Source organism: Streptomyces sp. NPDC048002 (assembly GCF_040653275.1).
Lineage (GTDB): Bacteria > Actinomycetota > Actinomycetes > Streptomycetales > Streptomycetaceae > Streptomyces.
This window is the reverse complement of record NZ_JBEZNL010000042.1, coordinates 24,680-51,359: the sequence shown is the minus strand read 5'-3', so window position 1 is coordinate 51,359 and position 26,680 is coordinate 24,680. Positions and strand designations below refer to the sequence as shown.

24 protein-coding genes and 1 pseudogene are annotated in these 26,680 nt (G+C 72.7%); 18 read left to right on the top strand and 7 right to left on the bottom strand.

Annotated features, from left to right (window positions below; all coding sequences use genetic code 11):
* Positions 1-494: 494 nt before the first annotated feature.
* The 12 genes and pseudogenes from AB0E07_RS33620 to AB0E07_RS33565 all read left to right on the top strand — a co-directional run bounded on the left by AB0E07_RS33620 (position 495) and on the right by AB0E07_RS33565 (position 14,199).
* Positions 495-2,162, top strand: coding sequence for a CTP synthase (locus AB0E07_RS33620; RefSeq protein WP_362260602.1), 1,668 nt, complete (start codon positions 495-497; stop codon positions 2,160-2,162).
* Positions 2,163-2,243: 81 nt separating this feature from the next.
* Positions 2,244-2,870: an NUDIX hydrolase gene (locus tag AB0E07_RS33615; RefSeq protein ID WP_362260600.1), complete on the top strand. Its 627-nt coding sequence runs from the start codon at positions 2,244-2,246 to the stop codon at positions 2,868-2,870.
* A 232-nt stretch (positions 2,871-3,102) separates the two neighbouring features.
* A pseudogene (locus AB0E07_RS33610) lies at positions 3,103-5,167 on the top strand (tetratricopeptide repeat protein).
* Between the two features lie 143 nt (positions 5,168-5,310).
* Positions 5,311-6,426: an alanine dehydrogenase gene (gene ald / locus AB0E07_RS33605; RefSeq protein WP_362260632.1), complete on the top strand. Its 1,116-nt coding sequence runs from the start codon at positions 5,311-5,313 to the stop codon at positions 6,424-6,426.
* 407 nt (positions 6,427-6,833) lie between these two features.
* Positions 6,834-8,012 carry a ParA family protein gene (locus AB0E07_RS33600; protein ID WP_362260598.1) on the top strand — a complete coding sequence of 393 codons (1,179 nt, stop codon included), beginning with the start codon at positions 6,834-6,836 and terminating at the stop codon, positions 8,010-8,012.
* A complete protein-coding gene (locus tag AB0E07_RS33595; RefSeq protein WP_362260596.1) occupies positions 7,997-8,566 on the top strand; it encodes a hypothetical protein in 570 nt (189 codons plus the stop codon). The genes AB0E07_RS33600 and AB0E07_RS33595 overlap by 16 nt, the downstream gene beginning before the upstream one ends.
* Before the next feature lie 18 nt (positions 8,567-8,584).
* A complete protein-coding gene (locus AB0E07_RS33590; protein WP_362260594.1) occupies positions 8,585-9,748 on the top strand; it encodes a segregation/condensation protein A in 1,164 nt (387 codons plus the stop codon).
* On the top strand, positions 9,745-10,401 hold the full coding sequence (gene scpB / locus AB0E07_RS33585; protein ID WP_362260592.1) for an SMC-Scp complex subunit ScpB: 657 nt from the start codon (positions 9,745-9,747) through the stop codon (positions 10,399-10,401). The genes AB0E07_RS33590 and scpB overlap by 4 nt, the downstream gene beginning before the upstream one ends.
* Positions 10,401-11,522 carry a pseudouridine synthase gene (locus AB0E07_RS33580; RefSeq protein ID WP_362260590.1) on the top strand — a complete coding sequence of 374 codons (1,122 nt, stop codon included), beginning with the start codon at positions 10,401-10,403 and terminating at the stop codon, positions 11,520-11,522. The genes scpB and AB0E07_RS33580 overlap by 1 nt, the downstream gene beginning before the upstream one ends.
* Before the next feature lie 185 nt (positions 11,523-11,707).
* Positions 11,708-12,427 (top strand): NUDIX domain-containing protein, encoded by a 720-nt coding sequence (locus tag AB0E07_RS33575; RefSeq protein ID WP_362260588.1) that lies wholly within the window; start codon positions 11,708-11,710, stop codon positions 12,425-12,427.
* Positions 12,424-13,443, top strand: a complete 1,020-nt coding sequence (locus AB0E07_RS33570) for an ADP-ribosylglycohydrolase family protein (protein ID WP_362260586.1) — start codon at positions 12,424-12,426, stop codon at positions 13,441-13,443. The genes AB0E07_RS33575 and AB0E07_RS33570 overlap by 4 nt, the downstream gene beginning before the upstream one ends.
* A gap of 3 nt (positions 13,444-13,446) precedes the next feature.
* Complete coding sequence (locus tag AB0E07_RS33565; RefSeq protein ID WP_362260584.1) at positions 13,447-14,199, top strand: nucleotidyltransferase domain-containing protein; 753 nt, start codon at positions 13,447-13,449, stop codon at positions 14,197-14,199.
* On the opposite strand, the gene AB0E07_RS33560 is transcribed toward AB0E07_RS33565, so the two are convergent.
* Positions 14,125-14,868, bottom strand: coding sequence for a nucleotidyltransferase domain-containing protein (locus AB0E07_RS33560; RefSeq protein WP_362260582.1), 744 nt, complete (start codon positions 14,866-14,868; stop codon positions 14,125-14,127). The genes AB0E07_RS33565 and AB0E07_RS33560 overlap by 75 nt on opposite strands.
* Positions 14,869-14,891: 23 nt before the next feature.
* Positions 14,892-15,335 (bottom strand): Rieske (2Fe-2S) protein, encoded by a 444-nt coding sequence (locus AB0E07_RS33555; protein WP_362260580.1) that lies wholly within the window; start codon positions 15,333-15,335, stop codon positions 14,892-14,894.
* 227 nt (positions 15,336-15,562) lie between these two features.
* Here AB0E07_RS33555 and aroH point away from each other — a divergent pair, with 227 nt between their 5' ends.
* The 5 genes from aroH (at position 15,563) to der (ending at position 20,176) form a co-directional block, all read left to right on the top strand.
* The gene (aroH, locus tag AB0E07_RS33550; protein ID WP_362260578.1) at positions 15,563-15,925 is read left to right on the top strand and encodes a chorismate mutase; all 363 of its coding nucleotides are present in this window, start codon (positions 15,563-15,565) and stop codon (positions 15,923-15,925) included.
* Entirely contained in the window at positions 15,922-17,007 is a 1,086-nt protein-coding gene (locus tag AB0E07_RS33545) for a prephenate dehydrogenase (protein WP_362260576.1), read from the top strand. The genes aroH and AB0E07_RS33545 overlap by 4 nt, the downstream gene beginning before the upstream one ends.
* Before the next feature lie 125 nt (positions 17,008-17,132).
* Complete coding sequence (gene cmk, locus AB0E07_RS33540) at positions 17,133-17,819, top strand: (d)CMP kinase (RefSeq protein WP_362260574.1); 687 nt, start codon at positions 17,133-17,135, stop codon at positions 17,817-17,819.
* Entirely contained in the window at positions 17,816-18,463 is a 648-nt protein-coding gene (locus AB0E07_RS33535) for a lysophospholipid acyltransferase family protein (protein WP_362260572.1), read from the top strand. Before cmk ends, AB0E07_RS33535 begins: the two co-directional genes overlap by 4 nt.
* Positions 18,464-18,700: 237 nt before the next feature.
* Positions 18,701-20,176, top strand: coding sequence for a ribosome biogenesis GTPase Der (der, locus tag AB0E07_RS33530; RefSeq protein WP_362260570.1), 1,476 nt, complete (start codon positions 18,701-18,703; stop codon positions 20,174-20,176).
* Between the two features lie 54 nt (positions 20,177-20,230).
* Here der and AB0E07_RS33525 read toward each other — a convergent pair whose 3' ends face one another.
* Entirely contained in the window at positions 20,231-20,545 is a 315-nt protein-coding gene (locus AB0E07_RS33525) for a hypothetical protein (RefSeq protein ID WP_362260568.1), read from the bottom strand.
* Positions 20,546-20,675: 130 nt separating this feature from the next.
* Positions 20,676-21,458 (bottom strand): hypothetical protein, encoded by a 783-nt coding sequence (locus AB0E07_RS33520; RefSeq protein WP_362260566.1) that lies wholly within the window; start codon positions 21,456-21,458, stop codon positions 20,676-20,678.
* 350 nt (positions 21,459-21,808) lie between these two features.
* On the opposite strand from AB0E07_RS33520, the gene AB0E07_RS33515 reads away from it, so the two are divergent.
* Positions 21,809-22,345, top strand: a complete 537-nt coding sequence (locus tag AB0E07_RS33515) for a transglycosylase family protein (protein ID WP_362260564.1) — start codon at positions 21,809-21,811, stop codon at positions 22,343-22,345.
* 28 nt (positions 22,346-22,373) lie between these two features.
* Here AB0E07_RS33515 and AB0E07_RS33510 read toward each other — a convergent pair whose 3' ends face one another.
* The 3 genes from AB0E07_RS33510 to AB0E07_RS33500 are packed head-to-tail and all read right to left on the bottom strand — an operon-like array spanning position 22,374 to position 26,604.
* A complete protein-coding gene (locus AB0E07_RS33510; RefSeq protein WP_362260562.1) occupies positions 22,374-23,045 on the bottom strand; it encodes an ATP-binding cassette domain-containing protein in 672 nt (223 codons plus the stop codon).
* Entirely contained in the window at positions 23,042-26,131 is a 3,090-nt protein-coding gene (locus AB0E07_RS33505; protein ID WP_362260560.1) for an ATP-binding cassette domain-containing protein, read from the bottom strand. The genes AB0E07_RS33510 and AB0E07_RS33505 overlap by 4 nt, the downstream gene beginning before the upstream one ends.
* Positions 26,131-26,604 (bottom strand): hypothetical protein, encoded by a 474-nt coding sequence (locus AB0E07_RS33500; RefSeq protein ID WP_362260558.1) that lies wholly within the window; start codon positions 26,602-26,604, stop codon positions 26,131-26,133. The genes AB0E07_RS33505 and AB0E07_RS33500 overlap by 1 nt, the downstream gene beginning before the upstream one ends.
* Between the last annotated feature and the right edge of the window lie 76 nt (positions 26,605-26,680).

The window sequence follows — 26,680 nt, the reverse complement described above, 5'->3', positions numbered from 1 at the left end:
CGAACGGCCACGTCACCCCCGCGGGAATGGGGGCGGTCGCTAGTGCGGTCAAGGGGTCGTTGTAAAGCGTCGTCGAGCGGTGAAGCAAAGCAGCCGCTCCGCCCTGAGGCAAAACGTCCTTCGTCGCTCAACGAACTGACGAGCTCGCGTCGTTCCGGTCGTACGGGCTGGGGTGGTGCCGTCTTGCCGGTCCGGCTCGGCAGTGAGTGTCCGACGAGGATACGACGCACGTAGATGATCTGCGTGCCGCTCCGGGCAACGCGGGTGGGCCGAACGGGTGAGCAACGGGTGAGGAACCGGTGCGCCCGTGCGGGTGTGTGCCGACGCGTGTGCGGAGCGTGGCCGGAAGCCATCGCCCCGAGGCGCTGATACCCTGGTAGCCCGTGGACCGGTGGGAGAAAAACCCCCGAACCGCAGCGACGGCGCCTCCGGAATCCCCGGTGGGAACGCCGGACCGCACCCCAGACCGCGACCACGGGAGCCCCGCCTTGGCCATGACCCCCGCTGCTTTCCGAAACAGCAAAGCCACGACGACCAAGCACATCTTCGTCACCGGGGGTGTCGCCTCCTCGCTCGGCAAGGGCCTCACCGCCTCCAGCCTGGGCATGCTGCTCAAGGCGCGGGGCCTGCGCGTCGTGATGCAAAAGCTCGACCCGTACCTGAACGTCGACCCCGGCACGATGAACCCCTTCCAGCACGGTGAGGTGTTCGTCACCAACGACGGCGCCGAGACGGATCTGGACATCGGACATTACGAGCGCTTCCTCGACCGTGACTTGGACGGCTCCGCCAATGTCACTACAGGACAGGTCTACTCGACCGTCATCGCCAAGGAGCGGCGCGGCGAGTACCTGGGCGACACCGTGCAGGTCATCCCGCACATCACCAACGAGATCAAGCACCGCATCCGGCGTATGGCGACCGACGAGGTCGACGTGGTCATCACGGAGGTCGGCGGCACGGTCGGCGACATCGAGTCGCTGCCGTTCCTGGAGACCGTCCGCCAGGTGCGCCACGAGGTCGGCCGGGACAACGTCTTCGTCGTCCACATCTCGCTCCTGCCGTACATCGGCCCCTCGGGCGAGCTGAAGACCAAGCCGACCCAGCACTCCGTCGCCGCGCTGCGCAACATCGGTATCCAGCCGGACGCCATCGTGCTCCGCTGCGACCGCGAGGTCCCCACCGCCATCAAGCGGAAGATCTCGCTGATGTGCGACGTCGACGAGGCCGCCGTGGTGGCCTGCCCCGACGCCCGCTCGATCTACGACATCCCGAAGACCGTGCACGGCGAGGGCCTGGACGCCTACGTCGTCCGCAAGCTGGACCTGCCCTTCCGGGACGTGGACTGGACGACCTGGGACGACCTGCTCGACCGCGTCCACAACCCCGACCACGAGATCACCCTGGCCCTGGTCGGCAAGTACATCGACCTGCCCGACGCCTACCTCTCGGTCACCGAGGCGCTGCGCGCCGGCGGCTTCGCCAACAAGGCCCGGGTGAAGATCAAGTGGGTCACCTCCGACGACTGCAAGACCCCGGCCGGCGCCAAGGCGCAGCTCGGTGACGTCGACGGCATCTGCATTCCGGGCGGCTTCGGCGACCGCGGTGTGCTCGGCAAGGTCGGCGCGATCAAGTTCGCCCGCGAGAACAAGATCCCGCTGCTCGGCCTCTGCCTGGGCCTGCAGTGCATCGTGGTCGAGGCGGCCCGCAACCTGGCCGGCATCTCCGACGCCAACTCCACCGAGTTCGACCCCGCCACCGGCCACCCGGTCATCTCCACGATGGCCGAGCAGCTGGACATCGTGGCCGGCGAGGGCGACATGGGCGGCACGATGCGCCTGGGCATGTACCCGGCCAAGCTGGCCGAGGGCTCCATCGTCCGCGAGGTCTACGACGGCAAGGAGTACGTCGAGGAGCGGCACCGCCACCGCTACGAGGTGAACAACGCCTACCGCGCGGAGCTGGAGAAGAAGGCGGGCATCCTGTTCTCCGGCACCTCGCCGGACGGCAAGCTCGTCGAGTACGTCGAGTACCCGCGGGACGTCCACCCCTACCTGGTGGCGACCCAGGCGCACCCCGAGCTGCGCTCGCGTCCGACCCGCCCCCACCCGCTGTTCGCGGGTCTGGTGAAGGCGGCCGTCGAGCGCAAGACGGGTAAGTGACACAAGGGTTGTTACGGTGACCGGGGTGTGCGCGTTCAGGACGCGCGCACCCCGGTTTCTACAGGTGGGGAAGGGCAGGGCATGACGATCAAGGACACCCCGGAGGAGTGGGAGATCCGTGCGACGGAGACCCCGTTCGTGGGCAACAAGACCTCCGTCCGCACGGACGAGGTGGTCATGCCCGGCGGCGGAGTCGTCCGCCGCGACTACCAGGTCCACCCGGGTTCGGTCGCCGTCCTCGCCCTGGACGACCGGGACCGGGTCCTGCTGATCAAGCAGTACCGGCACCCGGTGCGGCACAAGCTGTGGGAGATCCCCGCGGGGCTGCTCGACATCCCCGGTGAGAACCCGCTGCACGCGGCCCAGCGGGAGCTGTACGAGGAGGCGCACGTCAAGGCCGAGGACTGGCGGGTGCTGACCGACGTCTACACCACGGCCGGCGGCTGCGACGAGGCCGTGCGGATCTTCCTCGCCCGTGATCTGTCCGAGGCCGAGGGCGCGCGCTTCGAGACCGAGGACGAGGAGGCGGACATGGAGCACGCGCGGGTCCCGCTGACCGAACTGGTCCGGGGTGTGCTCGCGGGCGAGCTGCACAACAACTGCCTGGTGGTGGGCGTGCTTTCGCTGGTCGCCGCCCGTGCGGGTGACGGCCTTGAGGCACTGCGTCCGGCCGAGGCGCCCTGGCCCGCGCGGCCCTTCCAGGCCTGACTCCGGGTCCCTTCCCGGCTCGGCTCCGGGTCTCTTGCGGGCCCGGCTCCGGGTCCCTTCCACGCCCGGCCCCGCACCGGTGTCGGTGGTGTGACCATCGGCTGATCCGATCGGGGGATGTCGCCGCCGCGCTCCACACGGGTCGTAGCAGAGCGTGAACTAGGCTCTGAAACACGCCCGTACCGGAATCCCGGCGGGCTTGCGCGTGCGGTGTGGGACGGGAGCGTGGCCCGTGACGGATCAGGCGGTGGACACAGGCGCCGTTCAGTTGTCGGCCGACGGTCAATTCCTGGGCCGGACACGGGAGTTGAAGGAGCTGCTCGCCGACATCGAGCGGGCGGGCCTGGACACCCTCTCGGGCAAGAAGGCGCCGCGCGCCCGGGTGCTGCTCATCGCCGGCCGGCCCGGCTCCGGCCGCACCGCTCTCGCCGAGGAACTCGTACGGCAGGTCGCCGACCGTTACCGCGACGGCGTGCTGCGCGCCCGGCTCGGCGAGCCCGACGGCACCCCCGTCCCCGTCGACTCCGTCGTCCGTGACCTCCTCGCCGCCCTGGATCTGCCGGCGCCGCCCGGTGCCGACGAGGAGGACCTCACGGCCGCGCTGCGCGAGGCCCTCGCCGGCCGCAGGGTCCTGCTGCTGCTCGACGACGCGGCCACCGCGGACCAGGTGGACGCGCTGCTGCCCGACTCCCCGGCCTGTCTGGTCGTCGCCGTCTCCGCGGGGCCCCTCACCGGGATCTCCGACGTCCGCCCCTGCACGCTGGGCGGCCTGGACACCAAGTCGGCGGTGGAACTGCTGGCCGGCTACGCGGGGTCGGTCCGGATCACCGTGGACCCGCGCGCCGCCGAGGGCCTGGTCGAGGAGTGCCAGGCCCAGCCCGCCGCGCTGATGCTGGCCGGCGGATGGCTCGCGGCCCGGCCCAAGGCGGCCGTCGCCGACCTCGCCAAGCAGGTCCACGCCGAGCTGGACGAGGACACCGCAGGCAACCCGCTGGCCCGGGTCTTCCGGCTCACCCACGCCGCCCTGCCCGCCCCGGCGGCCCGGATGCTGCGGCTGCTCAGCCTCGCCCCGGCCGGCCTGATCGACCCGCACACCGCCTCCGCGCTGGCCGGCTGCTCGGTGAGCGGCGCCCGCACCACCCTGGACGAACTGGTCGCCCTCGGCCTGCTGCGTGCCGTGGAGTCCCCGCTGCCGCAGTACGAGGTCCCCGGTTGTCTGCACCCCCTGCTCAAGGCCCTCACCGAGGCCCAGGACCGCCCCGCCGAGCTCCAGCTGGCCCGCGCCCGGATGCTGGAGCGGACCGTGCGGCTGCTCCAGTCCTGCCGCGCGATCACCGAGACCGACAGCCCCCAGGCCCGCGAGAAGCTGCTCGGCATGCCGCGCTCCCTGCGCTTCCCCAGCCCCCGTGCGGCGGCCGACTGGCTGCGCATCCGCAGGCCCGCGCTGCTGGCCGCGGCCCGGCTCGCGGTGGCCGACGGGGAGCTGGACACCCTGGCCCGGCGGCTGATGTCCCAGCTGGTCCGGGCCATGGTCGCGCACTTCGGCACCCAGGCGGCGGCCGGTGACCTGTACGGCATCCACACGCTGGTCCTGGATGTGGCCGAGCGCCGGAACCTGCCCCGCGAGCGGGCAGCGGCCCTGCTGAACCTCGGGGACCTGGACGCCCGGACCGGCCGGACCAAGGCGGCGCTGGCGCGCTACCGGGCCGCGCTGGACGCGGGACGCGAGGCGAACGATCCGTATGCGACCGGCCGGGCGATGGAATCCGTAGGCGGTGCCCATCTGGAGCTCGCGGACTACGACCGGGCCGCCGACTGGTTCGGCCGGGCCCTGGCCCAGCGGCTGGCCCGTGACGAGCGCGCCGACGCGGCCCGGCTGTACGGCCGGATCGGCGCCGCGCACACCTTCGCCGGCCGCTACGGCGAGGCGCAGCGCAACTGGCGGGCCGCGGTCGCCGGACACCGCCGCACCGGCGATGTCGCCGCCCAGGCAAGGGCGTTGAGCGAGCTGGCGCGGGTCCAGGAGTACGCGGGCCGGCCCGAGGAGTCGCTGCACACCTGCCAGGAGGCGGTCGAGTGGGCGCGGCACGCCGACGACGTCCGGCTCCAGGCCGCGCTGCACCTGCGCATGGCCGACACCCTGGAGCATCTCGGCGACTCCGCCGCGGCTCGACTGCACCGCGGGGCGGCCGAGCGCATGCTGGGTGAAGAGTTCCCGGAAGAGGAGTCGGAGTCAGAAGACGACGCTACAGCGAGCTAACGCCTGCGAAATCCGCAGTACATCCGCTGAAGATTAATGCAATGAAAGGCTAGACAGCGGGAACACCTTCATTAGACTGGCTCTGCCGCACCTTCTCCGCGGTGTCTCCCGGTGTGCCCCCGCATGCACGGGTATGTCTTGCTATGCCCCACACCCTCTGAGCCAAGGACCGTGATCGACGTGAAGGTCGGCATCCCCCGCGAGGTCAAGAACAACGAGTTCCGGGTGGCCATCACCCCCGCCGGTGTGCACGAGCTGGTGCGCAACGGCCACCAGGTCGTCATCGAGCGCGGCGCCGGTCTCGGCTCCTCGATCCCGGACGCCGAGTACACCGCCGCCGGTGCCGTCATCCTGGACACCGCCGACGAGGTGTGGGCCACCGCCGACCTGCTGCTGAAGGTCAAGGAGCCCATCGCCGAGGAGTACCACCGGCTCCGCAAGGACCAGACGCTCTTCACCTACCTGCACCTGGCCGCCTCCAAGGAATGCACGGACGCCCTCATAGAGTCCGGCACCACCGCCATCGCCTACGAGACGGTCGAGCTGCCCTCCCGCGCGCTGCCGCTGCTCGCCCCGATGTCCGAGGTCGCGGGCCGGCTGGCCCCGCAGGTCGGCGCCTACCACCTGATGCGCTCGGTCGGCGGCCGCGGTGTGCTCCCCGGCGGTGTCCCCGGCACCCAGCCGGCGCGGGCCGTCGTCATCGGCGGCGGTGTCTCCGGCTGGAACGCCACCCAGATCGCCGTCGGCATGGGCTTCCACGTCACGCTGCTCGACCGTGACATCAACAAGCTGCGCGAGGCCGACAAGGTCTTCGGCACCAAGGTCCGCGCGATCATGTCCAACGCCTTCGAGCTGGAGAAGGCCGTGCTCGACGCCGACCTCGTCATCGGCGCGGTCCTCATCCCGGGCGCCAAGGCCCCGAAGCTGGTCACCAACGAGCTGGTGGCCCGGATGAAGCCCGGAAGTGTCCTTGTCGACATCGCGATCGACCAGGGCGGCTGCTTCGAGGACTCCCGTCCCACCACGCACGCCGAGCCGACCTTCAACGTCCACGACTCGGTCTTCTACTGCGTGGCCAACATGCCGGGCGCGGTGCCCAACACCTCGACCTACGCGCTGACCAACGCGACGCTGCCGTACATCGTGGAGCTGGCCAACCGCGGCTGGGTGGAGGCCCTGCGCCGCGACCCGGCGCTCGCCAAGGGTCTCAACACCCACGACGGCAAGGTCGTTTACCGCGAGGTCGCCGAGGCGCACGGCCTGGAGCACGTCGAGCTGGACTCGCTGCTCGGCTGACCCGAATCGACGCGGTGAACAGCTAAGTCACCTTTTCGTAAAGGCGATACTCCCCCAATCTCGGCTTCGCTCGATCGGGGGGACCCCCATCACGGATCGTCAACGTCGCCCACCCGGCCGGACCTTGCCCGACAAGGTCCGGCCGGGTGTGTGTATGGTCACTTTGCTACGCTCGGCCAACTCGCCTCGAACGTAACGCTTCGACCGATTCGCACACCGGTGAAACCTGCTGTGCGACGCCCGTACGCCCTTGACAGAGGGATGTTTCATTGCCGACACATCCTGCCGGGTCCGGCGGATTGTGTTGCTGCGGACGCCCGACACGCCATAGAGTCGCCGACTGTCGGCATGGTGCCACGCTGACCTTGTCTAGAAGTTTCCTGGTCACCAAGGAGGTAAGACGACTTGTGAATGAGTCGACATTTCTTCCCGGGGGTGGTCAACCAGGAAGCCCTGCGCGGGGCCAGGCTCCCGCGGGTTTCGAGGCTGTCGGCTCCGTCGCGGTGCGCACCTTCGCAGCCAACCGGAGTCACCAGCAGACCGGCGTGACTCCGTCAGCACACCAGAGCATGGATGGCCATCACGTGAACGCCATGGCCGGCGACGGAAGTGGCGCGCCCCACAACCACTTCGCCGACTACGACGAACTGCCCGACGGGCACTTCTACGATCCCGACGCGGAGTACGAGCCCGACCCCGAGTACGCGGCCACCCTCGCGCCCGACGCGGCACGCCAGCGTCGCGAGCGCATCGGCCCGACCGGACGGCCGCTGCCGTACTTCCCCATTCCGGGGCCGCTGACCGACCACGGTCCGGCGAAGATCATCGCCATGTGCAACCAGAAGGGCGGCGTCGGCAAGACCACGTCGACCATCAACCTGGGTGCGGCGCTGGCGGAGTACGGACGCCGGGTCCTCCTCGTGGACTTCGACCCCCAGGGCGCGCTGTCGGTCGGACTCGGTGTCAACCCGATGGAGCTCGACCTCACGGTCTACAACCTGCTCATGGAGCGGGGCATGTCGGCCGACGAGGTCCTGCTGAAGACCGCGGTCCCCAACATGGACCTGCTGCCGAGCAACATCGACCTGTCGGCGGCGGAGGTCCAGCTGGTCTCCGAGGTCGCCCGCGAGTCGACGCTCCAGCGCGCCCTGAAGCCGCTCATGGCCGACTACGACTACATCGTGATCGACTGTCAGCCCTCGCTCGGCCTGCTCACGGTGAACGCCCTGACGGCCGCGCACAAGGTGATCGTGCCGCTGGAGTGCGAGTTCTTCGCCCTCCGTGGTGTGGCGCTGCTGACGGAGACCATCGAGAAGGTCCAGGAACGGCTCAACCCGGAGCTGGAGCTCGACGGGATCCTCGCCACGATGTACGACTCGCGCACGGTGCACAGCCGTGAGGTGCTGGCGCGTGTCGTCGAGGCCTTCGACGACCACGTCTACCACACGGTCATCGGGCGTACGGTCCGCTTCCCGGAGACCACGGTCGCCGGTGAGCCGATCACCACGTACGCCTCCAACTCCGTCGGTGCCGCCGCCTATCGCCAGCTCGCCAGGGAGGTGCTCGCCCGGTGTCACGCCGAGTGAGTCTGCCGGGGGCCGACGAACTTTTCCGCACGACAGGGGGGACGGCGCTCCAGGCGTCGACTCCCCGGCGGGGGGCCAACGGCGAGGCCCGGGTGCCCGCGCCGGCGGGGGAGAGCGACGGCCCCGCCGAGGACGCGCCGCAGTCGGTGCCCGCGCAGGGCGGCGACGGCGGGGGCGCGGAGCATGTCGCCGCGGACGCCGAACCGGCCGATACCGGGGAGTCCCGGAGCCGGGCCGCAGCCGCTGAGCGCTCCGGGCGCCGGCCGGAGGCACAGGAAGGTTCCGGCGCCGCCGGACCGCCGGCCCAGCGCAAGCGCGGGCGGGCCGCCGCCCGCCGGCCCAGCGGACGTGAGCGGCACGACGAGAAGATCACCGTGTACGTCTCGGCCGAGGAGCTGATGGACCTGGAGCACGCCCGCCTGGTCCTGCGCGGCGAGCACGGACTCGCGGTGGACCGCGGGCGGATCGTCCGCGAGGCGGTGGCCGTGGTCCTCGCCGACCTGGAATCCCGCGGGGACGCCAGCATCCTCGTACGACGGCTTCGCGGGCGGTAGCGGTAGCCTGCGGGGGCGATGACCTCGAACGACGCTCCCGTCCCCGCCGCCGGCGCATCCGGTGGCCGTCGGCGCGCGCTGGGCCGGGGCCCGGGGGTCGTTCCTCCGGAACCGCATCCCGGACCGCCGCCCGAACCGGGACCCCCGCCCGAGGCCCCCGCTCCGGAACCGGAGCCCGCGGAACCTGCCGCACCTGCCGCCGTCCCGGCGGGGACCGTCGCCCCTGCCGAGCCCACTGAGCCCGCCGCGCCCACCGAGCCGGCCGAGCGCCCGGACTCCTCGGGTCCTGCCGAGCCCACTGAGCCCGCGGGGCCTTCGGAGGCTCACGAGCCCACGGAGTCCTCAGAGTCCTCCGCGCCCGCCCAGGCGGACGAAGGTGTCTTCAAGGTTCGGCTCGCCAATTTCGAGGGGCCCTTCGATCTGCTGCTCCAGCTGATCTCCAAGCACAAGCTGGATGTCACCGAGGTCGCCCTCTCCAAGGTGACCGACGAGTTCATGGCGTACATCCGGGCCCTGGGGCCGGACTGGGACCTGGACGAGACGACCGAGTTCCTGGTGGTCGCCGCGACCCTGCTGGACCTCAAGGCCGCCCGGCTGCTGCCCGCCGCCGAGGTCGAGGACGAGGGCGACCTGGCCCTGCTGGAGGCACGGGACCTGCTCTTCGCCCGGCTGCTCCAGTACCGCGCCTACAAACAGATCGCCGAGATCTTCAACCGCCGGCTCGACGAGGAGGCGCGGCGCTACCCGCGCACCGTCGGACTCGAACCGCACCACGCCGAGCTGCTGCCCGAGGTGGTCATCAGCATCGGACCGGAAGGTTTCGCCAGGCTCGCCGTGAAGGCGATGCAGCCCCGGCCCAAGCCGCAGGTGTACGTCGACCACATCCACGCCCCGCTGGTCAGCGTGCAGGAGCAGGCCGGGATCGTGGTCGCGCGGCTGAAGGAGCTGGGCGAGGCCAGTTTCCGGGCGCTGATCGAGGACACCGACGACACCCTGACCGTCGTCGCCCGTTTCCTGGCCCTGCTGGAGCTGTACCGGGAGAAGGCCGTGGCGCTGGACCAGGAGGACGCCCTCGGCGAGCTGACGGTGCGCTGGACCGGCGGGGAGGACGGGGCCGAGCCCCTGGTGACGGACGAGTTCGACCGGCCGCCGGAGCCGCCGAAGGACGAGGAGAAGAAGTGAGCGAGGAGAGCGGTGAGCTGCCGGCCGGGCTGCGCTCGGCGGCCGGCCTCGAACTGAAGCCGGCCCTGGAGGCCGTCCTGATGGTCGTCGACGAGCCCGCGACCGAGGAGCACCTCGCCAAGATCCTCCAGCGGCCCAGGAGGCGGATCGCGGACGCCCTGCGCGAACTGGCCGACGAATACACCGTCCAGGGCCGCGGGTTCGAACTGCGGCGGATCGCGGGCGGCTGGCGCTTCTACTCGCGGGCCGAGTACGCGCCGGCCGTGGAGGGCTTCGTCCTCGACGGGCAGCAGGCCCGGCTGACCCAGGCCGCGCTGGAGACCCTCGCCGTGGTGGCGTACCGGCAGCCGGTCAGCCGCAGCCGGGTCTCCGCGGTGCGCGGGGTCAACTGCGACGGTGTGATGCGCACCCTTCTGCAACGGGGTCTGGTCGAGGAGGCGGGGACGGAACCCGAAACAGGTGCGATCCTGTACAGGACGACGAACTACTTCCTGGAGCGGATGGGCCTGCGCGGCCTGGACGAGCTACCGGAACTCGCGCCCTTCCTCCCCGAGGCGGAGGCGATCGAGGCCGAGACCCAGGAGGCCGTACCGTCGTTCGATCCGGACGCTCCGGATTCCGAGGACGCAGACGACAACACGACGGAACTTTGATGCGAAGCAGCAGCGGCAGGAACAGCAGCGGAAACAACGGCGGGAGCCGTGGTGGCAACAGCGGCGGCCGCGGCGGGAGCAGCGGTGGCCGCGGTAACTACCGCGGTGCCGGGAACAACCGCGACGAGAAGCAGGGCGGCCGGCCCAAGAAGCCGCGCCCCGAGGAGCGGCGCTACGACGTGGGTCCCGGCGCCACCCAGGACGGCCCGAAGTCGGGACGTGGCGCCTCGGCGCGCGGTGGTGCCAAGGGCGGCCCCCGGCAGGGCCAGTCGACCGGGCGCGGGCGCACGGCGCCGGCCACGTCCCGTGAGTACGAGGCCCGTGCCGAGGAGCGCAACCGCGAGCGGTACGCGGGCAAGAAGGACATCAAGCTGCCCAAGACCTTCCCCGGCGCCGAGCAGGAGGGCGAGCGGCTCCAGAAGGTCCTCGCGCGTGCGGGCTACGGCTCCCGGCGGGCCTGCGAGGAGCTGATCGAGCAGGCGCGCGTCGAGGTCAACGGCGAGATCGTGCTGGAGCAGGGCAAGCGGGTCGACCCGGAGAAGGACGAGGTCAAGGTCGACGGTCTGACCGTCGCGACGCAGTCGTACCAGTTCTTCTCGCTGAACAAGCCGGCCGGTGTCGTCTCCACCATGGAGGACCCCGAGGGCCGGCAGTGCCTCGGGGACTACGTCACCAACCGGGAGACGCGGCTGTTCCACGTGGGCCGGCTCGACACCGAGACCGAGGGCGTCATCCTGCTCACCAACCACGGCGAGCTGGCGCACCGGCTGACCCACCCCAAGTACGGCGTGAAGAAGACCTACCTCGCGGCCATCGTCGGCCCGATCCCGCGCGACCTGGGCAAGCAGCTCAAGGACGGCATCCAGCTGGAGGACGGCTACGCGCGCGCCGACCACTTCCGGGTGGTCGAGCAGACCGGCAAGAACTACCTGGTCGAGGTGACCCTGCACGAGGGCCGCAAGCACATCGTGCGGCGGATGCTGGCCGAGGCCGGCTTCCCCGTCGAGAAGCTGGTGCGCACCTCCTTCGGGCCGATCACCCTGGGCGACCAGAAGTCGGGCTGGCTGCGCCGCCTGTCGAACACCGAGGTCGGCATGCTGATGAAGGAGGTCGACCTCTAGGAGCGCCTCAGCGGGCTTGTGGCGGCCGGTACCGGGTTTCCCGGTGTCCGGCCGCCTTCGTTTGCGCGGAAGGGCCGGAGGGAGGCGCTCAGGGCTTGCGGAGTTGGGGCCGCACTCTTTATAGTCACGATGACTACTAGTCACGAGGACTATTAGTCGTTCTGACTCTTAAGGAGGCGGTGGTCGTGCAGGGGTACGACAAGTACGCCCACGAACCCTTCGCCGTCACCGTCGACCTCGCCGTCCTCACCGTCCGCGAGGGCGCCCTGCACGTGCTGCTGATCGAGCGCGGGCAGGAGCCGTACGCCGGGCGGTGGGCGCTGCCCGGCGGCTTCGTGCAGCCCGACGAGTCGGCGGAGACGGCGGCCCGCCGCGAACTCGCCGAGGAGACCGGCCTGTCGGACGTCTCCGGGCTCCACCTGGAACAGCTGCGCACCTACAGCGAGCCCGGCCGCGACCCCCGGATGCGGGTCGTCTCGGTCGCCTTCGCCGCCCTGCTGCCCGACGCGCCCGAGGTGCACGGCGGCAGCGACGCGGCGGACGCCCGCTGGGTCCAGTACGACCGCGCCGGGGCCCTCGCCTTCGACCACGACCGGATCCTCGCCGACGCCCACGACCGGGTCGGCGCCAAGCTGGAGTACACCGGCCTGGCCACCGCCTTCTGCCCGCCCGAGTTCACCCTCGGCGAGCTCCAGCAGATCTACGAGGCCGTGTGGGGCACCGCCCTGGACCGGCCCAACTTCCGGCGCAAGGTGCTCGCCACGCCGGGCTTCGTCGAGGCGGTCCCCGGCGCCTCCCGCCTCACCGGCGGCCGGGGCAAGCCCGCCGCACTGTACCGCGCCGGCACCGCCGCCACCCTCCACCCGCCACTGCTGAGGCCGACCCCGGAAGGACCCTCCGTATGACCGCCCTCGTGAACAAGCGCGCCGCCACCGGGGCCCTGATCGGTCTCGCGCTCGGGGACGCGATGGGATTCCCCACCGAGTTCAATGACGTGCCCTCGATCCTCGCCAAGTGCGGACCGTGGCGCGAGATGGACCTGCCCGCGCGGGCGATCGTCAGCGACGACACCCAGATGACGCTGGCGCTGGGCAAGGGCCTGCGCACGGCCATGGACCGGGGCACCCTCGCGCCCAAGCGGCTGGAGCGGCCGGTGCGGGAGGAGTTCGTCGAGTGGTACCGGTCCCCGGAGAACAACCGCGCGCCGGGCCGGACCTGTCTGATCGCCTGCGGCCTCCTCAAGGAGGAGGGGCGGGTGTGGCAGGACGCCAGTCAGGTCGACTCCAAGGGGTGCGGCGCCAACATGCGCGTCGCGCCCATCGGCCTCGCCCGCGGACTGAGCGACGAACAGCGCGCGGGCGCCGCCCAGTTGCAGTCCGCGCTCACCCACGGCCACCCCACCGCGCTGGCCGCCTCCGACCTCACCGCGCACGCCGTGCGGCTGCTCGCGCAGGGCGCCGAGCCGACCGGCCTGGTCGGCCTGCTCCGCTCGTACGCCTACGACAACCGCACCCGCTACCACCACACCTGGCTCGGCGACCTGTGGACCCGCAGCCACGACCCGAGCCCCGAGCACTTCATCGCGCGCGGCTGGGACGAGTGCATTGCCGTCCTGGAACGGCTCCAGGGGGCCGTGCGCGCGGGCTCGGTGGAGACCGACCCCTGCCTGGCCACGGGGGAGGGCTGGATCGCCGAGGAGGCCCTGGCCACCGGCCTGCTCTGCTTCCTGCTCCTGGTCGACGAGCCGGTCACCGCCCTGCGGCGGGCCGCCTGCTCCTCCGGCGACTCCGACTCCATCGCCTGCCTCACCGGCGCCTTCGCCGGCGCGTACCTCGGGGCCGACGCGTGGCCCCGGGAGTGGGCGGACCGCATCGAGTACCGGGGCGACCTGATCGCGCTGGGCGCCCTCTGGGACGCTTAGCGGATGATCGACGCCCTGGACATCGACCTCGCGCCCGTCGTCGCCGAGCAGCCCGACCCGGTGCTCTTCGCCACCGTCTCGGGCGCCCACCTCTACGGCTTCCCCTCCCGGGACTCCGACGTGGACCTGCGCGGGGTGCACCTGCTGTCCGCCGCCGACCTCGTCGGACTGCGCGAGCCGGCCGAGACCCGGTCGCGGATGTGGGACCGGGACGGCGTCGAGATGGACCTGGTCACCCACGACCTGCGCAAGTTCGTCCGGCTGATGCTGCGCCGCAACGGCTACGTCCTGGAGCAGCTGCTCTCCCCGCTCGTCGTGCACACCACCGACGCGCACCGCGAACTGGCCGCGCTCGCCCCCGGCGTCCTCACCGCCCACCACGCTCACCACTACCGGGGCTTCGCGAACACCCAGTGGCGGCTGTTCACCAGAACCGAGGAGCTCAAGCCGCTGCTCTACACCTTCCGGGTCCTGCTCACCGGTATCCACCTGATGCGCGGCGGCGCGGTGCAGGCCCATCTGCCCACGCTGCTCGGTGAGGTGCCCGAGGCCCCGGCCTACCTGCCGGAGCTGATCGCGGCCAAGGCGGAGCGGGAGCACGGGGCGGCCGACGTGGACCACGCGCGCGTGGAGGCCGATGTGACGGCCCTGCACGCGCTGCTGGACGCGACGCAGGCCGCGTCAGCCCTGCCCGAGGCGCCCACCGTCCACGACGCCCTGCACGACTTCGTCGTACGGGTCCGGCTGGAGCGCTGAGGCGCGGCGGACGCGGACGAGGAAGTCCTCCACCCGCCTCCGGTCCGGTACGGCGGGCAGCGGACTGCGCTCCGCCGCCCGCTCGGCCTCCCCCGCGAGCCGGGTCATCCACGCCTCGACCTCCGGCCACGGCACCTCGCCGCGCTTGACCGCGAGCAGCGGCTCGCGCAGGTCGCCGACGTCGAGCGTGAGGGTGCCGGTGCGCAGCAGATCGCGGGCGCTCGTCAGCAGCCGCAGCAGATGCATCGCGTGCTTCCAGCGCGGGGCGCCGTGGTTGCGGACGTCGCCCTCCAGCTTCTTGCGCTGGCCCAGCGCGTACCGCGCGAAGGTGTCGTGGGCCTGCCGGGACAGAAAGGCGTCCCGCAGGCCGAGCAGCTCACGGCCGGTGCTGTCGGCGTACTCCACGAGGGGGGAGTGCAGGCACTCCAGGATGTTGGGGTTCGCGCGCAGCGCCAGTTCGCAGAAGCGTTCCAGCTCCCAGCCGAACTGCTCCTCGGCCGGGCCCTCGACATGCGTCGGCGGCTTGTCGAAGCGCCAGAACAGCGGGGTGGGGGCGAGGAACACGCCCCGCCGGTCGGTGTCGCTGCCGTCCGTCGCGAGACCGAACGCGCGCGAACCCATCACACAGGCGTAGATCGTGTGGTCGCGAACCAGGGTCTCGGGGTGCATGACAGGGGAGCGTACGCGGCGCCTCACACCAGGCGGATGGAGGTTCCCTCCACCACGATCTCCTTCTCGGGCAGCGGCACGGTGGCGGGCGGGGTGACGACCGCGCCGTCCGTGATCGAGAACCTGCTCCCGTGGCAGGTGCAGTTGATCGTGCCGTCCGAGACGCTCGCCACCGGGCACCGCTGGTGGGTGCAGATGCTGGAGAAGGCCTTGAACTCGCCCTCCTCCGGCTGGGTGACCACGACCTCCTGATCCTTGAAGATCCTGCCGCCGCCGACCGGGATGTCGGCCGTGGCGGCCAGCTCCTCGCCGTCGGCCCCCACCGAGCCGGTGGCGGTCTCGGAGGTCTCGACGGTCTGCTCGGAGGAACCCCCGTCGTCGCCGGAGTCGCCGCAGCCCACGAGGAGCGTCGCCGCGCCGGTGCCGGTGGCGAGAAGGATCGTGCGCCGCGTCGGACCGTTCGTCATGTCGTCACTCCGGGGGTGCGGAAGGGGATGGGCGGAGACGGGCCGGATGAACAGCATCTTTGCATCGAAAGGATCGAAGTAGAAGCAACCGGGAGTGAACACCCGAAACACTCCGGCCGCACCGGCCCCGCGCCCGTCTCAGGAGCCGGGCGCCCCCCACCCCCGCGCCCGGCCCTGACTAGGCTGGACGCGCACAGTGATCCGTACAGCAGCAAGGGAGCCAAGCCGTGGCGGTACGAGCGGTCCGGGGTGCCGTCCAGCTCGACGAGGACGAGGCCGGCCACATGGACGAGCGGGTCGGAGCCCTGCTCACCGCCGTTCTGGAGCGCAACGGCCTGACCACCGACGACCTGATCAGCATCTGGTTCACGGCCACGCCCGACCTGCACAGCGACTTCCCCGCGGCCGCCGCCCGCAAGCTCGGCATCGTCGACGTACCGCTGATCTGCGCCCAGGAACTGGACATCGAGGGCGCCATGCCCCGCGTGGTCCGGCTGCTCGCGCACATCGAGTCCGACCTGCCCCGGGCCGAGGTCGCCCATGTCTACCTCGGTGCCGCGGCCGCCCTGCGCAAGGACATCGCCCAGTGAGAACCGCACTCGTCATCGGCACCGGCCTCATCGGCACCTCCGCGGCGCTCGCCCTGGCGGCCCGGGGCGTCGTCGTCCACCTCGCCGACCACGACCCCGAGCAGGCCCGGACCGCGGCCGCCCTCGGCGCCGGCACCGACGAGGCGCCCGAGGGCCCGGTGGACCTCGCGATCGTCGCCGCGCCGCCCGCGCACGTCGCCGGGGTGCTCGCCGACGCCATGCGGCGCTCAGTGGCCCGCGGCTACCTCGACGTGGCGAGCGTCAAGGGCGGCCCCCGGCGCGAGCTCCGGGAGACGGGCCTCGACCTCTCGGCGTACCTCGGCACCCACCCGATGTCCGGCCGGGAGAAGTCCGGCCCGCTGGCGGCGAGCGCCGACCTCTTCGAGGGGCGGCCCTGGGTGCTCACACCGACCCGGGACACCGACACCGAGGTGCTGAACCTCGCCCTGGAACTGGTCTCGCACTGCCGGGCCGTACCGGTGGTCATGGACGCCGACGCCCACGACCGCGCCGTGGCCCTCGTCTCCCACATGCCGCACCTGGTCTCCAGCATGGTCGCCGCCCGCCTGGAGAACGCCGAGGAGGCCGCCGTACGGCTGTGCGGCCAGGGGATCCGGGACGTGACGCGGATCGCCGCCTCCGACCCGCGGATGTGGATCGACATCCTCTCCGCGAACCCGGGGCCGGTGGCCGACCTGCTCGCGGACGTCTCCACCGACCTCGACGAGACCGTGCGGGCGCTGCGGGCCCTTCAGTCCTCCGACGAGGCCAAGCGCCGCGAGGGCACCGCCGGCATCGAGGACGTCCTGCGCCGCGGCAACGCCGGCCAGGTCCGGGTGCCCGGCAAGCACGGCTCCGCGCCGCGCGTCTACGAGGTCGTGGCCGTGCTGATCGACGACCAGCCGGGCCAGCTGGCCAGGATCTTCGCCGATGCCGGACGGGCCGGCGTCAACATCGAGGACGTCCGTATCGAGCACGCCACCGGGCAGCAGGCCGGCCTGGTCCAGCTGATGGTGGAGCCCAACGCGGTGCCCGTACTGACGGCGGCGCTGCGGGAGCGGGGCTGGTCGATCCGCCAGTGAGGGGCCGCCGCGGCGGTGGCCCCGGGCGGTCGGCGTCCGGACGAGTGACGGGCACCCAGTAACCTGGTGCGGGGCACTCTCGCGCCCCTGCACCCCACCACACAGCACCAGGAAGGTGTCCCCCCGTGGAAAACGGCGCCGCCCAGCCCGTGATTGTCGCCATCGACGGCCCCTCCGGCACGGGCAAGTCGAGCACGTCGAAGGCCGTCGCCGCCCAGCTCGGCCTGAGCTACCTCGACACCGGCGCCCAGTACCGGGCGATCACCTGGTGGATGGTGACCAACGGCATCGACGTCGACGACGCGGGCGCCATCGCCGCCGTGGCCGGCAAGCCCGACATCGTCTCCGGCACCGACCCGGAGAAGCCGACGATCACCGTCGACGGCATCGACGTGGCCGCCCCGATCCGCACCCAGGAGGTCACCTCCAAGGTCAGCGCGGTCAGCGCGGTGCCCGAGGTGCGCTCCCGGATCACCGAACTCCAGCGCTCCATCGCGGCCGGCGCCGAGGTCGGCATCGTCGTCGAGGGCCGGGACATCGGCACCACCGTGCTGCCCGACGCCGACCTGAAGATCTTCCTGACCGCCTCGGCGGAGGCCCGCGCCGCCCGCCGTAGCGGCGAGCTGAAGGGCGCCGACGTCAACGCCACCCGCGAGGCCCTGATCCAGCGGGACGCCGCCGACTCCAGCCGCAAGACCTCCCCGCTGGCCAAGGCCGGCGACGCCGTGGAGGTCGACACCACCGAGCTGACCCTCACGCAGGTCATCGAGTGCGTCGTGACCCTCGTCGAGGAGAAGCGGGCCACGAAGTGACCGAGCTGCCGTCCCCGCGGGGCGCCGAGGTCGGCCGGCGTATCGGCGTCGGCCTGATGTACGGGCTGTGGCGGCCGCGGGTGCTCGGCGCCTGGCGGATGCCGGCCACCGGACCGGCGATCCTCGCCGTCAACCACTCCCACAACATCGACGGCCCCATGGTCATGGGCGTGGCACCCCGGCCGACGCACTTCCTGATCAAGAAGGAAGCGTTCATCGGCCCGCTCGACCCCTTCCTGACCGGCATCGGCCAGCTGAAGGTGGACCGCACCACCACCGACCGCACCGCCGTCACCCGGGCGCTCGGCGTCCTGGAGAACGGCGGCGTCCTCGGGATATTCCCCGAGGGCACCCGGGGCGAGGGCGACTTCGCCTCCCTGCGCGCCGGACTCGCCTACTTCGCCGTGCGCAGCGGCGCGCCCGTCGTCCCGGTCGCCGTGCTGGGCAGCACCGAGCGGCCCGGCCGGCTGGTCAAGGCGCTGCCCGCGCTGCGCAGCCGCGTCGACGTCGTCTTCGGCGACCCGTTCGAGGCGGGCGACGGCAGCGGACGGCGCACCCGCACGGCGCTGGACGAGGCGACCGAGCGCATCCAGAAGCAGCTCACCGAGCACCTGGTAAACGCCAGGCGGCTCACCGGCCGCTAGGGTCGTTCTGATGGATCTCCGCGGCGTCGCGACGCCCGGCACGCCCGCTCGCCGCACGGCGCGGAGGGACAGGTGGCTCCGCCACATGACCCTCCGCACCGCACGCCGAGCGCACGCACCGAACGCCGCTCCTTCTCCCACGGATATCCATCAGAATGACCCTGGGCGACACTTGAGTAGTGGATCACCCGGATCGGGCGGTCCACCGATCACCACACTGAACGAGGTACGGACTTCATGAACGACCAGATCCACTCCGAGGGCGCGGGCGAGCCGCACGACCACGGGGCACTTGGCGACGCCGAGTACGCGGAGTTCATGGAGCTCGCCGCGGAAGAGGGCTTCGACATCGAGGACGTCGAGGGCGCGATCGAGGCGGCGGGCCACGGCCCGCTCCCGATCCTCGCCGTCGTCGGCCGCCCGAACGTCGGCAAGTCGACGCTCGTCAACCGCATCATCGGGCGCCGCGAGGCCGTCGTGGAGGACAAGCCCGGCGTCACGCGCGACCGGGTGACCTACGAGGCCGAGTGGGCCGGGCGCCGCTTCAAGGTCGTCGACACCGGCGGCTGGGAGCAGGACGTCCTCGGCATCGACGCCTCCGTGGCCGCCCAGGCGGAGTACGCCATCGAGGCCGCCGACGCCGTGGTCTTCGTCGTCGACGCCAAGGTCGGCGCCACCGACACTGACGAGGCGGTCGTACGGCTGCTGCGCAAGGCCGGCAAGCCGGTCGTGCTGTGCGCCAACAAGGTCGACGGCCCGAGCGGCGAGGCGGACGCCTCCTACCTCTGGTCCCTCGGCCTCGGCGAACCGCACCCGGTCTCGGCCCTGCACGGCCGCGGCACCGGCGACATGCTGGACGCCGTGCTGGACGCCCTCCCCGACGCCCCCGAGCAGTCCTTCGGCACCGCGGTCGGCGGACCCCGGCGCATCGCCCTGATCGGCCGCCCCAACGTCGGCAAGTCCTCGCTGCTGAACAAGGTGGCAGGCGAGGAGCGCGTCGTCGTCGACTCGCTCGCCGGCACCACCCGGGACCCGGTCGACGAGCTGATCGAACTCGGCGGCGTCACCTGGAAGTTCGTCGACACCGCGGGCATCCGCAAGCGGGTCCACCTCCAGCAGGGCGCCGACTACTACGCCTCGCTGCGCACCGCCGCCGCGGTGGAGAAGGCCGAGGTGGCGGTCGTCCTGATCGACGCCTCCGAGAACATCTCCGTCCAGGACCAGCGCATCGTGACGATGGCCGTGGAGGCCGGGCGCGCGATGGTCGTCGCCTTCAACAAGTGGGACACCCTCGACGAGGAGCGCCGCTACTACCTGGAGCGGGAGATCGAGACCGAGCTGGCCCAGATCGCCTGGGCGCCCCGGGTGAACGTGTCGGCGCGCACCGGCCGGCACATGGAGAAGCTGGTCCCGGCGATCGAGACGGCCCTGGCCGGCTGGGAGACCCGGGTCCCCACCGGCCGGCTCAACGCCTTCCTCGGCGAGCTGGTCGCCGCCCACCCGCACCCGATCCGGGGCGGCAAGCAGCCGCGCATCCTGTTCGGCACCCAGGCCGGCACCAAGCCGCCGCGGTTCGTGCTCTTCGCCTCCGGCTTCATCGAGGCGGGCTACCGCCGCTTCATCGAGCGCCGCCTGCGCGAGGAGTTCGGCTTCGAGGGCACCCCGATCCACATCTCCGTGCGGGTCCGCGAGAAGCGCGGACGCAAGAAGTAGCCGCAGGGCACGAGAAGAGGGCGGTCCCGTCGGGGACCGCCCTCTTCTCGTACCTCAGACGCTCCTGCGGGGGACCGGCTGGAGCGCGGTGCTGCCGGTGCCCTGCGGCCCGATGTGCCCGATCCGCTGCCACTGCGACTGCCGGGCGCTGTGCGCGCCCGCGCTGTAGGCGCTGTACGAGCTGGAGAAGGACCCGGGCCGGTGTCCGCCGTAGGAGCCCGTACTGTGCGGAATGTTCCCGAAGGCGGTGAACCCCAGATCCTCCTCGCCGCTGCGGTCGCCCGGCAGGGTGCGGAAGGACTTGACGTACTCGGCGTAGAGCGCGTCGTAGATCGGCGTTGCCGACGGAGAAGCATCGTATGCGTGCACGTATCTCCAAACGACGGGCCCCGGCAAGGGATGCGGCCGTGAGGCGTACTCGGGGGGCGTGCGGAACCGCACGGAAATAACCGGCTGACCGTGGCCGCCGTCCGTCGCGCGGTTCCCTCCCGCCCGTCGCTCAGGTGCCCGCGAGCGGCAGCGCGGACGCCACGAGCTTGCCGTTGGCCGCGGCCTTGTCGAGGGCGTCGCGGAGCAGGTCCTCGCGCGGCTGACGGCCGATGGAGCCCACCGGCGCCGCGAACAGCAGCACCTGCTGGTGCTTGTTGGCCGCGGCCCGCCACCCCTCGGTGACCTGGAGCGGCTGGTGCGCCTGCCACCAGGCCACCGGCTGGCCGCCACCCGCTCCCGGCTGGAGCACCGCGTGCAGCTGGCCCATGGCGAGCAGGACCGACCAGCCGTGCAGCACGGGCGGCACCGACTCGATCTGCGTCACCGGCATGAACCCCTGCTCGATCAGCAGCGGCAGGAAGTCGTCACCGATGTCGGTCGAGCCGGGCCGGACGATGGGCCCGGTCGGCTCCACCACCAGCGCCGGGTGCAACTCACCGGCGATCAGGATCAGTCCGCTGGTCACCCCGAGCACCGCCTGCTCGGGCGCCGCCCGGTCCGGCTCCGCGGGGGCCGAGTCGCCGGTGATCGACCGCACCGCGCCCTGGAGCTGCTCCTCGGTGACCTGGACGACCTGCGAGGGCAGACAGGTGGCGTGCGCGAAGGCGAGGACGGCGGTCTCGTCCCCGATGAACAGAACGGTGCTGGTGCGCTCCTGTTCGGAGTCGCCCTGGGTGCGACAGGAGGTGCAGTCGTAGCTGCCGGGGGCGTTGTCTCCGGCGAGCAGCCGGTCGGCTTCTTCGTCGCCGATCTCGGCGCGTACCTCGTCGCTGACGTCGAGCATGCGCGGCACGGGTGGCTCCCTCGGGATGTGGTGCGTGGCGCGGCCGGGTGGCTCCCGGCCCGTGATCCGGGTGGGTCCCGGGCTCATGCATAGACAACGGGCGATCTGCGGCGGGAGTCACGCACCGGGGCGAACGGAATCGAACCGACCGTCGCACACGGTCACCGTGCGGCCGGGAATCGCGCACTACTGGTCAAGTGCGCTACAGGTCACGGCGGTTGGCTCCCCGGCGTGCGCACTGCTGAGCGAAGACGCGGACATCCTTGCGGACCCCGCCCGGTCCGCCGACCGGGTGGGGCGCCCCGGCCCACCGACGCGCCGGGACGGCCCCCGCGCGCGCCGCTGCTTAGCGTGGGCCGATGTACCGCACGACGATCACCCTCGCCCTCGCGGCCGCCCTGCTCACCGCCGTCGACCCCGCGGCCGCCCACGCGGCACCGCCGGCCACCCCCCACGTGCCGGACGCGACCCGGCTCCCCGCCTGCGCGGCGGACCAGTGGCCCTGGGGCTGCATCGCCGAGTGCGAGAGCAGCGGGAACTGGCACATCAACACCGGCAACGGCTACTACGGCGGCCTCCAGTTCTGGCAGCCCACCTGGAAGGAGTTCGGTGGCCTGAAGTACGCGGCGCGCGCCGATCTCGCCACCCGCGCGCAGCAGATCGCGGTCGCGCAGAAGGTCCTGGCCGTACAGGGCTGGGGAGCCTGGCCCGTGTGCTCCAAGCGGTACGGGCTCAAGGGCCGCATGCACACGGTGAAGTCCGGCGACACGCTCTCGTCCATCGCCCGCAAGTACGGGGTCAAGGGCGGCTGGCAGGCCCTGTACAAGCTCAACAAGAAGACGATCGGCAGCGATCCGGACCGACTGCGCACCGAGGTCCTGCTGCTCCTGCCATAGGGCGTGTGTCGCCCGCCCTGTCTCCCGGCTAGCCCGGTCGGCCCGTCGCCCGCCCGGCCCGGGAGCGGGCCCACTCGGCCGCCTCCCCGGCGAACACGACCGAGCCGCGGCGCAGTTCGTACACCAGCGCGGGCCGGTCGCGCAGGACGGGCGGCAGCCGCTGCTCGGCCAGGACCACACACGCGTCCAGTCCGGCGAGGAGTTCGTAGGTGCGGGCGGCCACCGCCGGGGACATGCCCTGGGCCGCCTCGTCCACGAGCACCGCACGCGGGTGGCCCAGCAGCGCCCGGGACAGCGCGAGCATGCGCTGCTCGCCCCCGGACAGGGTGCCGGCCCGGCGGTCCAGCAGCCGTTCCAGACGGGGGTAGGCGTCCAGGGCCGGGCCGTGGGCGGGGGAGGTGAGGTCGAGGTTCTCGCGGACGGTCAGGGAGCCGAAGACCGCCCGCCGGTCCGGGATCAGGCACAGCCCGCGCCGGGCGCGTTCGTACGCCGGGACGCGGGTCACGTCCATGCCGTCCCACACCACCGAACCCGCGGTCGGCGCGACGGTCCCGGCCAGCGCGCGCAGCGCGGTCGTACGGCCCGAGCCGTTGCGGCCGAGCAGGACGGTCAGGCCGGGGCCGGGCGCGGCGAGGGTGACGCCGTGCAGGGCTTCGAGGGGGCCGTAGCGCACACGCGCCTCGCGCAGGGAGAGCGTCATGCGGGGGTCTCCTGGGTGCCGAGCGTGTGGAGGACGTGGTCCGGGGGGCCCGAGGCGACGACGCGGCCGGCCGCCATGACGTGGACGAAGTCCGCGAGATCGGCCACGAGGTCCAGGTCGTGCTCCACGACCACCAGGGCGGTGCCGTCGGCGGCGAGTGCCCTCAGCACCCGGGCCAGCGCGGTGATCTCGGCGGTGTCCAGACCGGCGGCGGGTTCGTCCAGGAGCAGCAGTCGGGGGCCGCCGGCCAGGGCGCGGGCGAGTTCGACCCGGCGGAGCGTGCCGGTGGGCAGGCCCGCGGCGGGGGCGTCCCGCACCGGGCCGTCCAGGCCCAGCAGGCGCAGGGCGCGTTCCACGGCGGCCGGGTCGTCGGCGTGGCCCTGTTCCGCGCCGACCCTCACGTTCTCGGCCACCGTCAGGGAGGGGAAGACGGCGAGTTGCTGGAAGGTGCGCCCGATGCCGAGCCGGGTGCGGGCGTGCGCGGGCAGCCGGGTGATGTCCCGGCCGCCGAGGCGGACCTGGCCGCCGGAGGGGCGCAGGGTGCCCGCCAGACAGTGGAACAGGGTGCTCTTTCCGGCCCCGTTGGGTCCGACGATCGCGGTGATCCGGGCGGGGGGCACCTCCAGGTCCACGCCGTCGAGGGCGCGGAAGCCGTCGTAGGACGCCCGGAGACCGTGCGTGCTGAGCACCGGCGCGCGTGCCGGCAGGGCGGGCAGTGGGGAGGGGCGCCCCGACCGGGCGGACGCGGGCCGACCGGCGCCGCGCTCCTCGACCGCCCCGGCCGCCCGTGCGTCACCCCCGGCGCCGGCCGCGAACCGCGCGCGCAGACGTGCGCGCAGCGTCGCACGACGCGCCCTCCGCCGGTCGCCGGGTTCGACGGCGCGGTCGGGGGCTCCCTCGCCGTGTGGCGTGGGGTGGTTCCCGGCTTGGGCGGAAGTGCTGGTGGTGGGTGTGTGGGCGTGGGCGAGTCGCCTGCGCAGGCGTGCGCGCAGTGTCGTGGCGGGTGCCGTCGGGGGGTCTACGGTTTCGGCGGCAGGCAGGGCGCCGGGCGAGGGGGCCTCCTCGCTACCGCGCGCCCTCCGCCGGTCGCCGGGTTCGGTGGAGGCTCCCGGCAGCCGGGTGTCGGGGCGTGTCCGCAGGCCCGCGTGCTGGGTCGGCCGCGGGCTTTCCGTGGCGGCAGGTGGTGTGTGGGCTGCCGCGGGGTGTGCCGGCCCCGTCCGGCGCCGGTCCGCTCCGGCGAGTCGGGCGCGTACCGACTCGCCGGGTGTGGTCAGCCGTGTGTCGACGTGCGGCCGCAGACGGGCCGTCACAGAGCGCAGCGCCTCGTACGGGCCGCCGGGGAACCGGCCCACGAGCACCGCCAGTACGCCGATCAGGGCCGCCGCCACGCCGCCCCGCGCGCCCGCGTCCAGGCCCACCAGCAGGGCCGCCGCCGCGAGGGCGCCCAGGGTGCTGTCGGCGCCCAGCACCACGACCGCGGCGAACCAGAGCAGGCCGCGCACCGGGTCGTAGGCGCCGGGGTCGAAGGCGCGCAGGCCCATGCCGAGCATGCCGCCGCCCAGCGCGGCCAGCGCGGCGCCCGCGACGAACGCCAGCAGCTTCAGGGACGGGACCCGCACCCCGGCGGCCGAGGCGCCCGCCTCGTGGTCCCGCATGGCCGCCAGGGCGCGGCCCGTACGTCCGGTGCGCAGGGTGTGCGCCGCCAGCAGGGCCGCGCCCAGCAGGACCAGCTCCAGCAGGTAGTAGGCGCGGTCGCTCTCGAAGCCCGCCGGGCGCCCCAGCGCCAGGCCCGAGGTCGCGTACGGCTGGGCGAAGACGAAGCGGCTCACGCCGACGCCCACCGCGAACGTCGCCAGCGCCAGCGCCAGCCCGCGGCGGCTGATCGCGGGCCAGCCGGTCAGCAGGCCCAGCGGAGCCACCAGCAGCACCGCCACCGCCAGCGCGGCCAGTTCGGGCAGCCGGGGCAGGCCGGGGAAGCGGCCCGCCGCCAGCAGTGCCGTGAAGAGGGCGCCCAGGCCCGCGTAGGCCGCCTGGCCGAGCGAGATCTGGCCGCCCCGGCCGGTGACGACGACCAGGGAGAGCAGGACCACGCCCAGTGCGGGGACCTGGACCGAGGTGTGCAGGTCCGAACCGGCGAAGCCGAGCGGCAGCAGGAACAGCACCAGCGCCACGATCCACGCCCCCGGCGGGGTCGGCACCCTCGCGGTGGCCGTACGCGGCAGGGCGTCCCGCGCGCCGACGCCCGGGAGGGCCAGCGCCGCGAAGAGCAGCGCCACCACGAACAGGTTCGCCCCGACCGCCTGGAGCAGCGGCTCGCCCCACCCCGACGGGTGCAGCCGGGTGAGCTGGGCCTGTGCCACGCCGATGCCCAGCGCGGTCAGCACGGCCACCGGCAGACTCCGCATCCGTGCCGCCACCGCCACCGCGACGACCTCCATCACCAGCAGCGGCAGCCCGTAGGGGTCGAGACGCACGTACGGCGCGAGCAGCACCCCGGTGAGGCCGGCCGTGAACGAGCCGAACGCCCAGCCCGCCGAGGCGACCCGGTCCGCGTCCACCCCGCCGAGCACGGCGAGCCGCCGGTCGTCCACCACGGCCCGCAGCTCCCGCCCGAACCGCGTCCACCGGACCACCGCGCCGACACCGGCGGCCAGGACGAGGACCACCGCGAGCTGCCCCCAGGGGTCGGCCGCACCCAGCACCTCGGGCGCGTCGTCCCGCGCCCCCTGCCCCCACAGCAGCGCGGCCCCGCCCACCAGCAGCACGAACACGCCGATCGACGCCACCAGGGCGCGGGCCGGGTCGTCGCCGAGGACGGACAGCGGGCGGAACACGAACCGTTCCAGCGCCATCCCGATCGCGGGCGCGAGGACCAGCAGCGTCACCGCGGTGCCCGCCCACAGCGGCCAGCCCCACTCCACCACGCACTGCCGCAGCGCGTAGGCGCAGACCATGGCGACCGCGCCGTGCGCGAAGTTCAGCACCCCGGTGGCCCGGTACGTGACGACCAGACCGATCCCGGTGAGCGCGGCCGCGCTGCCGACCGAGAGCCCGGCGAGGGTGAGGTCGTACGTCAGGCCGGACATCAGTCGTCCGCTTCGGCCGGCTCACAGATCGGACAGGGGCCGAGTTCGCCGCCCCGCACCAGCCCGCTGTCCACCGGAACCGCCTCCGCCTTGCCCGCCACCAGCGGACAGTCCGCGCGGTGCCACAGGGTGCCGCCCGGCACCATCAGCAGGTCCCCGCTGACCGCGAGCGGTGCCGCCGGCCGGCCGGGGGGCTCGGCGTCCTCGGGACCGGCCGCCACGAGCAGCCCGTACAGCTCGTCCACACGGGCCGCGGTGAGCGCGTCGCGGCCGCGCGCGAGCAGCACCGCGCCGGCGACGATCAGGGCCGCGCCGGGGACCGTGCAGGAGGCGAGGTAGGGCAGCTGCCGCTCGGCGAACCGCTCGCCCGACACGCCGTACCAGCCGAGGACGCAGAGCACCGCCCCCGCTGCGAGGGCGGCCCAGCCGGCCCACAGGACGGGCCGCACGTTCCGGAGTCGGGATGTCCGCATCGCTGGCTCCTTGGGCTTCACACGTCATATGTCTGTCCATGTCAGCCGATGGCTTGCACTATGCCCTCTGTGAGCT